Origin of the sequence: Phytobacter sp. SCO41, assembly GCF_003073275.1 — a bacterium.
GTDB classification, from domain to species: domain Bacteria; phylum Pseudomonadota; class Gammaproteobacteria; order Enterobacterales; family Enterobacteriaceae; genus Phytobacter; species Phytobacter diazotrophicus.
The window spans coordinates 5,474,380-5,489,383 of sequence record NZ_CP027225.1 but is presented as its reverse complement, the minus strand read 5'-3'; the positions used below and the strand labels follow the sequence as shown (position 1 = coordinate 5,489,383).

Annotated in this window: 16 protein-coding genes; 9 read left to right on the top strand and 7 right to left on the bottom strand. The window is 53.7% G+C overall.

Features of this window, described 5'->3' with window-relative positions; translation table 11 throughout:
• Positions 1–2 precede the first annotated feature (2 nt).
• Complete coding sequence (locus C5523_RS26640) at positions 3–848, bottom strand: dihydrodipicolinate synthase family protein (RefSeq protein WP_369944961.1); 846 nt, start codon at positions 846–848, stop codon at positions 3–5.
• 208 nt (positions 849–1,056) lie between these two features.
• Between C5523_RS26640 and yiiM the strand changes: the two genes are divergently transcribed.
• Positions 1,057–1,731 carry a 6-hydroxyaminopurine reductase gene (gene yiiM, locus C5523_RS26635; RefSeq protein ID WP_107223603.1) on the top strand — a complete coding sequence of 225 codons (675 nt, stop codon included), beginning with the start codon at positions 1,057–1,059 and terminating at the stop codon, positions 1,729–1,731.
• A 36-nt stretch (positions 1,732–1,767) separates the two neighbouring features.
• Here the strand turns inward: yiiM and cpxA are convergent, their stop codons facing one another.
• Positions 1,768–3,141, bottom strand: coding sequence for an envelope stress sensor histidine kinase CpxA (gene cpxA / locus C5523_RS26630; RefSeq protein WP_039077317.1), 1,374 nt, complete (start codon positions 3,139–3,141; stop codon positions 1,768–1,770).
• On the bottom strand, positions 3,138–3,836 hold the full coding sequence (cpxR, locus tag C5523_RS26625) for an envelope stress response regulator transcription factor CpxR (RefSeq protein WP_039077316.1): 699 nt from the start codon (positions 3,834–3,836) through the stop codon (positions 3,138–3,140). The genes cpxA and cpxR overlap by 4 nt, the downstream gene beginning before the upstream one ends.
• A 151-nt stretch (positions 3,837–3,987) precedes the next feature.
• Here cpxR and cpxP point away from each other — a divergent pair, with 151 nt between their 5' ends.
• The 6 genes from cpxP to C5523_RS26595 all read left to right on the top strand — a co-directional run bounded on the left by cpxP (position 3,988) and on the right by C5523_RS26595 (position 10,061).
• On the top strand, positions 3,988–4,488 hold the full coding sequence (gene cpxP / locus C5523_RS26620) for a cell-envelope stress modulator CpxP (RefSeq protein WP_039077384.1): 501 nt from the start codon (positions 3,988–3,990) through the stop codon (positions 4,486–4,488).
• Positions 4,489–4,645: 157 nt separating this feature from the next.
• Complete coding sequence (gene fieF / locus C5523_RS26615; protein WP_039077315.1) at positions 4,646–5,530, top strand: CDF family cation-efflux transporter FieF; 885 nt, start codon at positions 4,646–4,648, stop codon at positions 5,528–5,530.
• Between the two features lie 201 nt (positions 5,531–5,731).
• A complete protein-coding gene (pfkA, locus tag C5523_RS26610; RefSeq protein ID WP_039077314.1) occupies positions 5,732–6,694 on the top strand; it encodes a 6-phosphofructokinase in 963 nt (320 codons plus the stop codon).
• A 147-nt stretch (positions 6,695–6,841) separates the two neighbouring features.
• Positions 6,842–7,831 carry a sulfate ABC transporter substrate-binding protein gene (locus tag C5523_RS26605; protein WP_039077313.1) on the top strand — a complete coding sequence of 330 codons (990 nt, stop codon included), beginning with the start codon at positions 6,842–6,844 and terminating at the stop codon, positions 7,829–7,831.
• 96 nt (positions 7,832–7,927) lie between these two features.
• Complete coding sequence (cdh, locus tag C5523_RS26600) at positions 7,928–8,683, top strand: CDP-diacylglycerol diphosphatase (RefSeq protein WP_108702242.1); 756 nt, start codon at positions 7,928–7,930, stop codon at positions 8,681–8,683.
• A gap of 73 nt (positions 8,684–8,756) precedes the next feature.
• Positions 8,757–10,061, top strand: a complete 1,305-nt coding sequence (locus C5523_RS26595; protein ID WP_108702241.1) for an SLC13 family permease — start codon at positions 8,757–8,759, stop codon at positions 10,059–10,061.
• Positions 10,062–10,131: 70 nt separating this feature from the next.
• On the opposite strand, the gene C5523_RS26590 is transcribed toward C5523_RS26595, so the two are convergent.
• Entirely contained in the window at positions 10,132–11,058 is a 927-nt protein-coding gene (locus tag C5523_RS26590; RefSeq protein ID WP_107223601.1) for a LysR family transcriptional regulator, read from the bottom strand.
• A gap of 81 nt (positions 11,059–11,139) precedes the next feature.
• Between C5523_RS26590 and C5523_RS26585 the strand changes: the two genes are divergently transcribed.
• Positions 11,140–12,093 (top strand): MBL fold metallo-hydrolase, encoded by a 954-nt coding sequence (locus C5523_RS26585; RefSeq protein WP_108702240.1) that lies wholly within the window; start codon positions 11,140–11,142, stop codon positions 12,091–12,093.
• A gap of 139 nt (positions 12,094–12,232) precedes the next feature.
• Here C5523_RS26585 and tpiA read toward each other — a convergent pair whose 3' ends face one another.
• Together tpiA and C5523_RS26575 are read right to left on the bottom strand one after the other, a co-directional pair.
• Positions 12,233–12,997 (bottom strand): triose-phosphate isomerase, encoded by a 765-nt coding sequence (gene tpiA / locus C5523_RS26580; RefSeq protein WP_108702239.1) that lies wholly within the window; start codon positions 12,995–12,997, stop codon positions 12,233–12,235.
• 110 nt (positions 12,998–13,107) lie between these two features.
• Complete coding sequence (locus tag C5523_RS26575) at positions 13,108–13,695, bottom strand: DUF1454 family protein (protein ID WP_039077307.1); 588 nt, start codon at positions 13,693–13,695, stop codon at positions 13,108–13,110.
• A 112-nt stretch (positions 13,696–13,807) separates the two neighbouring features.
• Between C5523_RS26575 and C5523_RS26570 the strand changes: the two genes are divergently transcribed.
• On the top strand, positions 13,808–14,227 hold the full coding sequence (locus C5523_RS26570; protein WP_039077306.1) for a DUF805 domain-containing protein: 420 nt from the start codon (positions 13,808–13,810) through the stop codon (positions 14,225–14,227).
• Here the strand turns inward: C5523_RS26570 and fpr are convergent, their stop codons facing one another.
• Complete coding sequence (fpr, locus tag C5523_RS26565; protein ID WP_108702238.1) at positions 14,228–14,974, bottom strand: ferredoxin--NADP(+) reductase; 747 nt, start codon at positions 14,972–14,974, stop codon at positions 14,228–14,230.
• Between the last annotated feature and the right edge of the window lie 30 nt (positions 14,975–15,004).

Sequence of the window (15,004 nt, the reverse complement as noted above, 5' to 3'; positions counted from 1 at the left end):
TTTTAATGGCCGATACCGAAAACCTCATCAACCTTCGCACATTGCGCTGGCGTGAGTTCGCCGCCAAAATTGCGGGACGTTGCGCCGCAATAGCCAAATTTCCGTGCCACTACGGTTTTGATAGTGGTAACGAAATCCTCGCCAATCGTGTAAATCGACATGAATTTGCCTGTCTCGCGCTGGGCTTCATGTAGCGTAGCCAAATCGTTTTGCTTCCACGCATCCCGAGCTCTGACAAACAGTTCCGGCATTACGTTATTGAGGCCAGAGATAACCCCCGCGCCGCCTGCGAGAAGATTGGGGATGAAGTATTCGTCATACCCCGACAGCACGGCGAAATCATCACGGATTTTCTCGGTTGCCAGAATGATGTTGCGCGTATGCGACTGGCAATCGACCGTGTCTTTTATGCCAGCGAAGTGTGGGAACTCCGTTGCCAGGGTGGCGACGATTTCCGGCGTCAGATCGCAGCCGGTCCTGGCCGGGAAATTATAGGCAAACCATTTGCCGTTCAGCCGTTGCCCCAGGTGGCGGAAGTAGCTCAGCAGTTGGGCAGACGTTTGCCCATAGTAATAAGGGGGCAGCACCATAACGGCATCGTAGCCCGTGCGGAAGGCTTCATCGGCCATCCACTCCACATCATTCAGGCATGTCGAGGAAACGTTCGCGACCAGGGTGCCGGGGGTCATACCGCGCACTTCGCGGATAAGCATGAGCCGTTCATCAAGGGTGAAAGAGGCAAATTCGCCGATACTGCCCATCAGCAACACCACGTCAATTCTGGCGTCGGTCAGGCGTGAAATATGCTGTTCCAATCCGTTCAGGTCGATTTTACCAGCAGGTGTCATGGGCGTAATGGACGGGCACCAGACGCCATAAAATTCATTTTTCTTCTTCACGTCACTGTCTCCTTGAATATGAAATTGCGTTTCACTTCTGTTAATTCATAGCACGTTCATATAAAACGCAGGCGTATCGGTGTCGCATTTCTGCACGATTTATTGCTAAAAAGTGTGGTCTAATACGCCGATGATGGGTGAGCCCGGGAGAGAGGAAATGCAGCATCCGGTGAATGTTTTTACAGGAAAAATAAAGGATTATAAGGACAGCAGACCCAGCGCAATTGCCAAGTTGCAGGTGGAGGGCGAGTTGATGTTAACGGAGCTGGGGTTAGTCGGTGATGAGCAGGCGGAGACGTCCTACCACGGCGGCCCTGACCGGGCGCTTTGTCATTATCCCCGCGAACACTACGCTCATTGGAAAACGATGTTCCCCGAACAGGCGGCGCTTTTCTTCGCCCCGGCATTTGGCGAGAACCTCTCGACCGAAGGGCTGACGGAAAGAAATGTCTTTATTGGTGATATTTTTCGTTGGGGAAATGCGCTCATTCAGGTGACGCAGCCGCGCTCGCCCTGTTTCAAACTTAACTTTCACTTCTCCATCAGCGACATGTCTTCGCAGATGCAGGCGAGTGGGCGTGTTGGCTGGCTTTATCGGGTTATTACCGGCGGTAAAGTGAGCGCCGATGCGCCGCTGGAACTGGTATCACGTAACAGCGATGTGAGCGTTCTGGATGCCGCTGCAATCGCCTGGCACATGCCGTTTGATGATGAGCAATATCGGCGGCTGATGTCCGCCGCCGGGCTTTCGGCCAGTTGGACAAGAACGATGCAAAATCGGCGAAGTAGCGGGAAAATCGAAGACAACGCCCGGCGTTTGCGGGGTAAATAGCAGTTTCCCCCCGCCCGGTAAGGCGAGGGGATATGCTCAGGCACGTTTATACAGCGGTATCCATAACGTCAAGCGTAAACCGCCGAGCGGGCTGTCGTCGGCTTTCACCCAACCGCGATGCTGCTGCATAGCGGTTTCAACAATTGCCAGCCCTAAACCTGTCCCGCCGGACGCGCGATCGCGCGCTTCATCGGTACGGTAGAACGGGCGGAAGATTTGCTCGCGGTCTTCCGGGCTGACGCCCGGGCCGTCATCGTCCACGTTAATGGTGATGCCGTCTTTATCGACCGAGAAACTCACTTCAATTTTGGTGTGCGAATAACGCAGGGCGTTACGGACGATATTTTCCAGCGCGCTTTCCAGTGCATTCGGGTTGCCGTACAGCGGCCACGGGCCAGGCGGGAAATTCACCGTCAGGGATTTACCCATCTGTTCCGCTTCGAACGCGGCGTTATCGAGCACCTCATTCCACAACTGATTGGCTTTGACCGTTTCGCTGACTAGCGCGTTTTTCTGCTGATTACGCGACATGACCAACAGGTCGTTGATCATACTGTCCAGCCGCTGTGCTTCCGTTTCGATACGTTCCAGCTCTTTGCTCTCGCCGCTGCGACGACGCAACAGCGCGGTGCCGAGCTGTAGCCGCGTTAACGGTGTCCGTAGTTCGTGGGAAATATCGGACAGGAGCCGTTGCTGGGCGGTCATCATGCGCTCCAGCGCCATGACCATCTGGTTAAAACTGGTGCCCGCAGCGAGGAATTCTTGCGGCCCGGCTTCCAGCTCAGGATGCTGTCGCAAGTTGCCCTGTGCCACTTCATCTGCCGCGTTTTTCAGCTTACGCGCGGGTTTTGCCAGGCTCCACGCCAGCCACAGTAGCAGCGGCGAGCTGATAAGCATTGTGACAATCAGCAACAGAAGAGGGCGGTCAAACAGCAGGTTGATAAAGTCAGACTGAGAACTACTTGCAGGTCGAATAAGATAGAGCTGGTAATTGTCCTCACCGTCGCGAACGGAAAAAGGCCCTACCAGCTCTACCCGACCATATTTTTTCTTTTGCGGGTGATCTGAGTTATCCGCCTGACCAATAAAGTTGCGGATAATTTGCATTTCATTGCGTTCAGCGCCAATCACGCGCCCTTCGCTGGTCACCAGCAACAAACGTTGCCCCGGAGGGGCCCATTTGTCGATTGCGCGAAACAGCCTGCGCCACCACATCAAATCGTTGGGTGGATCATTGGCCAGTTCCGCTTCAACGTGCTGTTCAATCATCACGCCCTGACGTTGTTCGCTATCAAGCAACTCCGTCATCTGGCGGGAATCAAGCTTTGGAACCATCAGGACCAGCATCAGCACCAGTGCCAGCGTTAACCAGAAAATGGCGAAGATGCGGGCGGTCAAACTTCCTATCATGAAGCGGATACCATCAAGTAGCCCCGGCCTCGTAAGGTTTTAAACCACGGATGACCATCTTTGCGGTCCGGTAACTTACGGCGCAGGTTAGAGATGTGCATATCAATCGCGCGGTCAAATGGCGTTAAGCGTTTACCCAGCACTTCCTGGCTTAAATGTTCACGGGAAACCACCTGGCCCAAATGCTGTGCCAGCAGATAGAGCAGGGTGAATTCGGTACCGGTCAGCTCCAGCGATTGACCATCGAAACTGGCTTCCTGACGACCTGGGTTGAGGCTCAGGCCGTCGACTTCCAGCGTCGGCGAACCGTTGTCCGTATTTTGCTGCTGTTCGCTCCAGTGGGAACGGCGCAAAATCGCACGGATACGCGCGACCAGTTCGCGGTCGTTAAACGGTTTTGGCAGATAGTCGTCCGCGCCCAGCTCAAGGCCGAGTACGCGATCCAGTTCGCTGCCGCGTGCAGTCAACATAATGACGGGAGTCTGGTGTGTCTGGCGTAGCTCTTTAAGGGTATCAATACCGTTTTTCTTCGGCATCATGACGTCGAGCAAAAGCAAATCGATGCTGTCATCAAGGAGGTTGAGCGCCTGTTCCCCGTCGTGGGCAACCAGCACGTTAAAACCTTCCATGTCGAGCAGCTCTTTTAACAGGGATGTAAGCTCTCGGTCATCATCTACTAAAAGAATTTTATTCATTGTTTAAATACCTCCGAGGCAGAAATTACGTCATCAAGGCTCGCTAATCCATGACTTTACGTTGTTTTACACCCCCTGACGCATGTTTGCAGCCTGAATCGTAGACTCATTATCGTTGATTCGCGACATAGAAAGTTCTTGGGAGCAAATGATGCGCAAAGTTACCGCTGCCGTCATGGCCTCAACACTGGCGCTAAGTGCTTTTAGCCAGGCTGCTGAAGTCGTAACAGGCGATAACTGGCACCCGACTGAGGGATTCGCGCAGCGTTCCAGTCAGAGCCATATGTTCGACGGCATACATTTAACCGAACATCAGCGTCAACAGATGCGAGATCTGATGCAGCAGGCAAGGCACGACAAGCCCCCTGTTAATGTTAGCGAAATGGAGACAATGCATCGCCTTGTCACCGCAGAAAATTTTGATGAAAACGCTGTGCGCGTTCAGGCCGAGAAAATGGCGCAGGAGCAGATAAGTCGTCAGGTTGAAATGGCGAAAGTCCGCAACCAGATGTATCACCTGCTCACTCCTGATCAGCAAGCGGTTTTGAACCAGAAACATCAGCAACGAATGATTCAACTGCGTGAAATGACGCAGATGCAGCAAAGTTCACCGTTGAGAGTATTGAGTAGTAGCACCCAGCGTTCCCAGTAGTCAGTAGTAATGAACCCTGTTTTCCTTGCCATAGACACCATCCCTGTCTTCCCCCTCATGATGAGGGGGTTTTTTTTGCTCCGAATTCAGCCACCTGATTTTCCTCCGATTAAGTTGCCTTTCGTTATACTACGCACAGAACAGCGTGGGGGCATTTATGATTGAATCTTATGGGCGCCTGGTCAGTCGCGCAGCTATCGCTGCGACGATCATGGCGTCGTCATTATTGGTCATTAAAATTTTTGCATGGTGGTACACCGGGTCGGTTAGTATCCTGGCCGCACTGGTGGACTCGCTGGTGGATATTGCCGCATCGCTGACTAATTTGCTGGTGGTGCGCTACTCGCTGCAGCCTGCGGACGACGAGCATACTTTTGGACACGGGAAAGCGGAATCGCTGGCGGCGCTGGCACAAAGCATGTTTATTTCAGGTTCAGCATTATTCCTGTTTTTAACCGGTATTCAGCATCTGGCGAACCCTGAACCGATGCGTGCGCCCGGTATTGGGGTTGTGGTGACGGTGATCGCGTTGGTCTGTACTGTGATACTCGTCACTTTTCAGCGTTGGGTTGTGCGAAAAACTCAAAGCCAGGCGGTGCGGGCAGATATGCTTCATTATCAGTCTGATGTTATGATGAACGGTGCAATTCTCATCGCCCTGGGGCTGTCATGGTACGGCTGGCATCGGGCGGATGCCCTCTTCGCACTGGGGATTGGCGGATATATTTTGTACAGCGCGCTGCATATGGGTTATGACGCGGTTCAGTCTTTACTGGATCGGGCATTACCCGATGCCGAACGGCAGGAAATTTTCGATATTGTCACTTCCTGGCCAGGCGTAAGCGGCGCGCACGATCTTCGCACGCGGCAGTCAGGGCCGACCCGCTTTATTCAAATACATTTGGAAATGGACGATAACCTTCCACTGGTTCAGGCGCATATTGTGGCTGAACATGTGGAGCAGGCCATTCTCCAGCGTTTTCCGGGATCGGATGTGATTATTCACCAGGATCCCTGCTCAGTAGTACCTCAAGGACGATAAGCGGATTAAGGCTGTCGTATTTCGTTGTAAAAGAAGTGAGTCAGACCCGATTTTTGTGTATAAATTACCGCCATATGGTCTGACCTGAATCAATTCAGCAAGCGGCAGTTGATATAATATTGCAGCATAGATGTTTACTCCCTCGCGGAGTTTTTTGGCCAACAGAACATTATTTTTGCATTCCTAAGTTCAGAGGTAGTCATGATTAAGAAAATCGGTGTGTTGACAAGTGGCGGTGATGCGCCGGGCATGAACGCAGCAATTCGTGGCGTGGTCCGTGCAGCATTGACTGAAGGTCTGGAAGTAGCGGGTATTTACGATGGTTATCTCGGCCTGTACGAAGACCGCATGATTCAACTCGACCGCTATAGCGTGTCTGACATGATTAACCGTGGCGGTACATTCCTTGGTTCTGCCCGTTTCCCGGAATTCCGTGAAGAACATGTCCGCGCCGTGGCTATTGAGAACATGAAAAAGCGCGGCATTGATGCGCTGGTCGTTATCGGCGGTGACGGTTCCTATATGGGTGCGAAACGTCTGACAGAAATGGGCTTTCCATGCATCGGCCTGCCAGGCACTATCGACAACGATGTTGCCGGTACTGACTACACCATTGGTTACTTCACCGCGCTGCATACCGTGGTAGAAGCTATCGACCGTCTGCGTGACACCTCTTCTTCTCACCAGCGTATTTCCATCGTTGAAGTGATGGGCCGCTACTGTGGCGACCTGACGCTGGCGGCGGCTATTGCTGGTGGTTGCGAATTTATCGTTCTGCCGGAAGTTGAATTCAGCCGTGAAGATCTGGTCGCTGAAATCAAAGCGGGCATCGCGAAAGGTAAAAAACACGCGATCGTGGCTATCACCGAGCACATCTGTGATATCGATGAACTGGCAAAATATATCGAAGCCGAAACGCAGCGCGAAACCCGTGCGACTGTTCTGGGTCATATTCAACGCGGCGGTTCCCCGGTTCCTTACGACCGTATTCTCGCTTCCCGGATGGGCGCATACGCAATTGAACTGCTGCTGCAGGGCCACGGTGGCCGTTGTGTCGGTATCCAGAACGAGAAGATGGTTCATCATGACATCATCGACGCTATCGAGAACATGAAGCGTCCGTTCAAAGGCGACTGGCTGGACTGCGCTAAGAAACTGTACTGATTACCTTAAACGCCCTCCCGTGAGAGGGCGTTTCTTTGCCTTCTGTTATTTCCTAAAGTTATAGCCAATCTTTTTTTATTCTTTAATCATTGGTCTGCTTTCTGGCAGGCTGAGCACATCAAAATAGATAACCTGAGAGAGTGGGCGATGAATAAATGGGGCGTGGGGTTAACTTTGCTGCTGGCATCCGGCAGCGTTCTGGCAAAGGATATTCAGTTATTAAACGTTTCGTACGATCCAACGCGTGAATTGTACGAGCAATACAACAAAGCGTTCAGTGCCCACTGGAAACAGGAAACGGGCGATAACGTCACGATTCGTCAGTCACACGGCGGCTCAGGCAAACAGGCAACCTCGGTTATCAACGGTCTTGATGCCGATGTCGTGACCCTGGCGCTGGCGTATGATGTTGATGCGATTGCCGAGCGTGGCAGCATCGACAAAAACTGGATCAAACGCCTGCCGGATAACTCCGCACCTTACACCTCCACCATCGTTTTCCTGGTGCGTAAAGGCAACCCAAAACAGATTCATGACTGGAATGATTTAATCAAACCGGGCGTGTCGGTCATTACCCCGAACCCGAAAAGCTCTGGCGGCGCACGCTGGAACTACCTGGCTGCGTGGGGTTATGCCCTGCATCAGAACGGTGGCGATCAGGCTAAAGCGCAGGAGTTCGTGAAAGCGCTGTATAAAAACGTCGAAGTGCTGGACTCCGGTGCTCGCGGCGCGACCAATACCTTCGTAGAACGTGGTATCGGCGATGTGCTGATTGCCTGGGAAAACGAAGCGCTGCTGGCAACGAACGAGCTGGGCAAAGATAAGTTTGAAATCGTGACGCCAAGTGAATCCATCCTTGCGGAGCCAACCGTGTCTGTTGTCGATAAAGTTGTCGAGAAGAAAGGCACGCAGAAAGTGGCAGAAGCTTACCTGAAATATCTCTACTCCCCGGAAGGGCAGGAGATAGCGGCGAAGAACTTCTACCGTCCGCGTGACAAAGACGTGGCGGCAAAATACGCAAACGAATTCCCGAAACTGAAATTGTTCACCATTGACGATGTCTTTGGCGGCTGGACAAAAGCGCAGAAAGAGCACTTCTCCAACGGCGGCAAGTTCGACGAAATCAGCAAACGCTAACCTTAATCCTCCAGCGGCCCTTAACAGGGCCGTTTTCGTTTTATCCCAACCGATCTCTGCGCTATGCTTCCTGTTCCTCCCTGTAAGGAGAGATCGATGAAAACAGTGCGCCTGTTTGGCATAGCGTTGTTGATTGCGGTGGCCGCGGCCGTGGTGGGTGGCGAATACTGGTGGAACAGCAGTAAACGTGACGTATTGCGTCATATCGTGCTTGAGCAGTGTGTGCCGAATCAGCGGAACAACCATCTACCCGCGCCCTGTGCGCAGGTTAATCTCGACAGTGGTTACGTGTTGCTTAAAGACCGCAACGGACCATTACAGTATCTGCTGATGCCAACGTACCGTATCAACGGTATTGAAAGCCCGCTGTTATTAAAATCCCACACACCCAATTTTCTCTGGCAGGCCTGGCAATCGCGCGGCGTGCTGGGTAAAACGCGGGGAACCCCACTCCCGGATAATGCTCTGTCGCTGACAATTAACTCTCGCGTCGGCCGTACCCAGAACCATTTCCATATCCATATTTCTTGCCTGCGCGAAGACGTGCGTGTGAAGCTTGATCAGCAAGCCTCGCGTATCAGCAGTCAGTGGCTGGCCTTTCCGGGTGGCATTCTTGGGCATCCTTATCTGGCGCGCCGCGTAACGGAAGCTGAACTGGTACAGCGAAGCCCGTTTTTAATGCTGGCGGAAGAGGTGCCAACAGCGCGTGAACATATGGGGCGCTACGGCATGGCGATGGTACAGCAGGCTGATGGCTCCTTTGTGCTGCTGGCGACGGAGCGTAATCTGCTCGCCTTTAACCGTGGTTCCGCCGAGGAAATTCAGGATCATCAATGTAATATCCTGAAATAGCCCCACCAGTTTTGGCGTTTACCAGGCAAGCCTGTCGCCGTAGACTTGCCGATAAATTCTACAGGAGACAGGTATGTCGCTCTGGTTTACTCACCCTCTGTTTCTGCCTTCCGTCATTATTGGCCTCACTATTGTGCTGTGGGCTACCTCGTTGCTGCCGGAATTCATCACGGCGCTGCTGTTTTTTGCCGCCGCGATGGTGGCGAAGATTGCGCCGCCGGACGTCATTTTCGGCGGTTTTGCCTCATCCGCTTTCTGGCTGGTATTTAGCGGTTTTGTCCTGGGGGTCGCCATTCGGAAAACGGGGCTGGCCAACCGGGCCGCGCGGGCGCTGTCGGCCCGGCTAACCGATTCGTGGTTGCAAATGGTCGCAAGCGTTGTATTGCTGAGCTATGCGCTGGCGTTTGTTATGCCGTCGAACATGGGACGTATTGCTCTGCTGATGCCGATTGTGGCGGCGATGGCGGCGCGTGCGGGCATCAACGAAGGAACGCGCTCCTGGTATGGCCTTGCGCTGGCGGTGGGGTTTGGCACCTTCCAGTTGTCGGCGACGATTTTACCCGCCAATGTGCCCAATCTGGTGATGAGCGGGGCGGCGGAAGGATCCTACGGTATTCATCTCAACTATCTGCCGTATCTGCTGCTGCATACGCCGGTGCTGGGTATTCTGAAAGGCCTCATCCTGATTGGTCTTATCTGCTGGCTTTTCCCCGGGCAGCCGCATGCGCCAAAAGACCTTACGCCGCCGGAACCCATGAGCCGGGAGGAGAAGCGCCTTGCCTGGCTGCTGGCGGTGGTCTTAACGATGTGGGTCACGGAGAGCTGGCACGGCATTGGCCCGGCCTGGACGGGGCTGGCTGCCGCCTGTATTACTCTGCTGCCGCGCGTTGGGTTTATTAATGGTGATGAGTTTTCCAGTGGGGTAAATATCCGCACCTGTATTTATGTCGCCGGGATCCTTGGGCTGGCCATTACGGTCACGCAAACGGGGATTGGGGCGGCGGTAGGGAATGCGCTGCTGCACATTATGCCGCTGGATCCGGCGCATCCTTTTACCAGCTTCCTGGCGCTCACCGGCACCACGACCGCGCTCAACTTCATTATGACGGCGAATGGTGTACCTGCGCTTTTTACCACGCTGGCGCAGAGTTTTTCCGATGCAACGGACTTCCCGCTACTGTCGGTGATTATGATTCAGGTGCTGGGATATTCCACTCCACTGCTGCCGTATCAGGCGTCACCGATCGTAGTGGCCATGGCATTAGGCAAAGTACCGGCACGGGCGGGGATGTTGTTGTGTATTGCGCTGGCGGTGGCAACGTATCTGGTGCTGCTGCCGCTGGATTATGCGTGGTTTAGTGTGCTGGGGAAATTGTAGTTCTGGCGCGATCTGCCCCTCACACTGGCCTTTGTGGGGGGCTACCAAGTCTGTACAAAGACGAGGTGAATTACGGCAGTGCGTTTATGATTTTGTGTAATACCGTTCTTAGCCAGTTCAGCGGCATATCGTTATCACAACATTTATGCCACAGCAGCGAGAGGGCAATTTCCGGCGTCTCAACCGGAACGGGGCTACAGCGTAAACCGTAATGGGAAATCCAGTCGGCAGCCAGCCCGGAGGGGACAGTCGCTAAAGCGGGTATGCGTTTCAGCAGCGGCGGCAGAGAAGAAAAATGCGGCGTAACGTAACGCACCCTTCGTGATCTCCCCTGCAATGCTAACTGTTCGTCGACGGCGCTCCATGCCGCACCGCGATAGGAAACCAGTACGTGGTCATGCTCCACGTAATCACTTACCGTCAGCGGTGCTTCCAGCGAAAGCTGATCGGGGTGCCAGAACGTACAAAAGTTGAGTGAACGGAGATGTTCACGCCTCAACGTGGCGGCGGTGCTCTGACCAACCGAAATCGCCAGGTCTATCTCCCTTTGGATCACTTGCTCACCATCCCGGAACGGATCGCTGGCTGCCACCTGCAAGGTGATTCCCGGCGCTTCGCGTGTCATGTATGCCTGTAATTCCGGCATCAGCCAGCGCTCCACCCAGTCGCTCATCCCCAGACGAAACACATGGCTTGCCTTCGCCGGGGTAAATGACGGTGGTTGAAAAAGAACATACTGCATCTGTTCCATCAGGGGGCCGAGTGAGGCAATAAGCGCTTCGGCACGCGGCGTCGGTACCATGCCTCCTGCGGTACGCACAAACAGGGGATCGTCGAACATGTCACGCAACCTGGCCAGCGCATTACTGACCGCCGGTTGCCCCAGATGCAGTTTTTCAGCGGTACGTGACACGCTGCCTTCCCGCTGCAGGACTAACAGTACCGTCAACAAATTCAGATCGATACGATGAAAATCATTTTCTCTGATAGTGAACATTATATTAATCAATTTGAGTGATACTGGTTTGCTGAGGATACTGCTGAGCACGCTTAAATGACACTGTGATGAGGCAATTTTATGAAAATGATACTGGCGCTGGTGGCGACACTTCTCTTTTCCAGCCAGCTTCTGGCCGCCGGGCAGACGAGTGCGCTGGATGAACAGGCTCCCGGTTACTATCGCATGAAACTGGGCAAGCTGCGGGTTACCGCCGTATCCGACGGCACGGTGACGGTCCCCCTGAATAAACTGCTGACGAACATCTCACCGGAAAAATTACGCCAGGCGATGGCTGGCGAAGCAATGACGCCGCAGGCAGAAACCTCGATTAACGCCTATGTCATCGACGATGGCAAAAAACGTATTTTAGTGGATACCGGCGCCGGTGAGCTATTCGGTAGTCAGGGCGGGCATCTGCTGGAAAACCTTGCCGCAGCAGGGTATCCGCCTGAATCCATTGATGATGTATTGCTGACCCATATTCATGCCGATCACTCTGGCGGTGTGTCACGTGCCGGCAAACCCGCCTTTGCAAATGCTGACGTGTATGTGGACAAACGCGATGTCGACTTCTGGCTTAACCCGTCAAACGTCAATAAGGTGGAGCCAGGTGAAGCACACACTTTTGCTGAAAGTGAAAAGACGCTTCGTCCGGTCATCAATGCCGGGCGGCTAAAAACATTCCAGGCGCCTGCAGCTCTTATGGAGGGGATCCGTGCGGAATCTACCGCGGGTCATACGCCGGGCAGCGTACTGTATCGTGTAGAAAGTGAAGGTCAGACACTGGTTTTATGGGGCGATATTATCCACGCCAAAGCGGTACAAATGCCCGATCCGCACGTGGCAATACACTTTGACGTCAACCGCCAGCAGGCCATTAAAACGCGGGAGCGTGTGCTTAAACAGGCTGCGGAGCAGGGGTATTGGGTCGCCGCCGCACATATTTCTTTTCCGGGGTTTGGCCATGTAAAGCGTGAGGGAGACGGGTATCGCTGGGTGGAAAGTAACTATACGACCCAGTTAGGACAATAACCTGCATAGATTCTGGATGCCCGCATCGATAAAGCCGGGGCGGTAACCAGGTTAAGAGCGTATCTCTCCCCTTGAGGGGAGAGATAACGTGAACACTCCCCGCCTTAACAGGAAGTGAGTGCCCACAGGGGCAAGCGAATTACGCTTTAGCTGCTTCTGCTGCTTTAACGATCACCGCGAAAGCGTCAGCTTTCAGGGATGCACCGCCAACCAGCGCGCCGTCGATATCCGGCTGGGTGAACAGCTCAGCAGCGTTAGCTGCGTTAACGGAACCGCCGTACTGAATGATAACCTGCTCAGCCACTTTCGCGTCTGCTTTAGCAATGTGGTCACGGATGAATTTGTGAACCGCCTGAGCCTGAGCCGGCGTCGCGGATTTGCCGGTGCCGATTGCCCATACGGGTTCGTAAGCGATGACCGCGCCTTCGAATGCCGCTGCGCCCTGAGTTTTCAGAACTGCGTCGATCTGACGTGCACACACTTCTTCGGTTTTGCCCGCTTCGTTTTCTGCTTCGGTTTCACCGATGCACAGAACCGGAATCAGACCTTGTTCTTTCAGAACGGCGAATTTTTTAGCAATGAGTTCGTCAGATTCTGCGTGGTAAGTACGACGCTCGGAGTGGCCGATAATGATGTACTGCGCGCCGATATCTTTGAGCATTTCAGCGGAGGTTTCGCCGGTGAATGCGCCAGTCAGGTTAACGTCGACGTTCTGAGCGCCCAGAATGATGTGGCTGCCTGCAGCGGCTTGCTTAGCCAGATCCAGGTACATAGCCGGCGGAGCGATAGCAACGCCACAACCTGTCACGCCAGCCAGCTCTTTACGCAGGTTAGCTACCAGTTCGTTTACCATGTGGCGGCTGCCGTTCAGTTTCCAGTTACCCATCACTAAAGGATGTCGCATTTGAATTCTCCACGCTATAAGAGCGAATTTAAGTAAGATGTCTGCCCGTCAGGGCAGTTTGGTCTGTGAAACAGTATAGAGATTCGTCATGGGAAAGGCTTTGCTTTTTGTCATTTATTGTCGCCTTCCAGGCTTTCAGATAGCGCCAGCTTAATCGGTTCAACAGCGAAGGTCAGCCCCTTTTCGCCGTCATCTGCTACAACATAACGGATAGCCCCTTCCGTTTCGGCATACCAGAGCTTGTTTTTGCCGTTGTTCAGTAATTTTTGCAGCTTTTGCAGACTTTGCGCTTTGGTCAGCGTCGGTGAGAACGCGCGAATCAGCGCCGCCATATACTCCTGGGCTTTCGCTTTGGCCGCCTTTTGCTCTGGCCCCCGGACCGGTAGCCAGGTCATCTGCATGGATTTAATTTTCAACGTGCCGCGTTCCAGCGCCGTGGAGGCATACAAGTTGTCGTTAATTTTGGTCGCGGCGCGGGTCAGGCGTTCAGTATCACCTCGCGAATCGACAGCGCGAAATTCATTGAGCTGCAGGTCGGGATTATCTTCGTTGAATTTTTCCCTGAACTGGCTGATGGATTGTTCGAAGGTGGGAGCACCCGGCAGCAGATACGGGGCCGCCGCCGCAGGTGGCGTATCCTCTGCGATGGCATAGTGATTGATGAAGAGCGCCGTAAACAGGAGCCACCAGGTTTTCATTAACATCGTCCTCACTTCTCTTTGCTCACGATTAAAACGATAACAGTCTGGCTTGTCAAAAACTCACGCGACCAGGGTAAACTACGCAGCACTACAATTAAAGGAACCTTACATGGGTATTCAGCAGTGGTTGTTCTCATTTAAAGGCCGCATTGGTCGTCGTGATTTCTGGATCTGGACCGTTATCTGGGTGCTGGCGATGGCGGCGTTGTTTTACGCGGTCAGTTTTGAACTTCTGGCCAGCCAAAATGCCGCGTTTATGCTGGTTTGCCTGCTCTGGCCAACCGCGTGTGTGATTGTGAAACGACTGCATGACCGCAATAAGTCTGGCAGTTGGTCGTTGTTATTTATTCTTGCCTGGATGCTGCTGGCAGGGCACTGGGAGATACTTGGCGGTACATGGCAATGGGTTGTTGGCCGCTTCGTGCCGGTGCTGATTATGGTGACAATGCTCATCGACCTGGGCGCGTTTATTGGCACCCAGGGCGAGAACAAGTTCGGCAAAGATACGCTTGAAGTACAGTTCCGCTGATCACCAGTAGTGTTCGGCGGTAATGTGGCCCGGGCGGCGGCGCAGGTGTTTCGCCATCTGCCGGGTCTCTTTCAGTAACTGCTGGGTGTCGCGCACCATCTGCGGGTTGCCGCAGAGCATGACGTGGCTGGTGTCGCTGTTCATCGGCAATCCCACCGCCGCTTCCAGTGCGCCGTTCTCAATCAGCGCAGGGACACGCCCTGTGAGCGATCCGGGCACGGTTTCCCGGCTGACCACCGTTTGAATCCGCAATTTGCCTTCATAGCGTTTCTGCAGTTCGAGCATCAGCGGCAGATAGCTTAAATCCGCGGCATAACGCACCGCATGCACCAGCACCAGATTTTTGAAGCGATCCAGGTCCTTACCTTCCTGCAGGATAGACAAATAAGGCCCAATCGCGGTCCCGGTCGCCAGCATCCACAGCGTGTCGCAGTCCGGCACCTCTTCAAGAACAAAGAAGCCTGCCGCCTCGCTGACAATCAATACCTCATCGTCGGGCTGTAAGGCAGCCAGTCGCGGGCTGAGTTTGCCCTCAGGGACGGTGACCAGATAAAATTCCAGGTCGGGGTTGCCTGGGGCGTTGACGTAGGAGTAGGCACGCTGTACCCGTTCGCCATCGATTTCGAGGCCCAGTTTGGCAAATTGTCCGGCAGTGAAGGGATGAACGGGGGCATGAACAGTCAGGCTGAACAACGCGTCGGTCCAGAACTCGACTTTTACGACTTTTCCTGTAACCCAGTCGGCCATGATTTTCTCCTGTTCAGAATCATTGCCTTA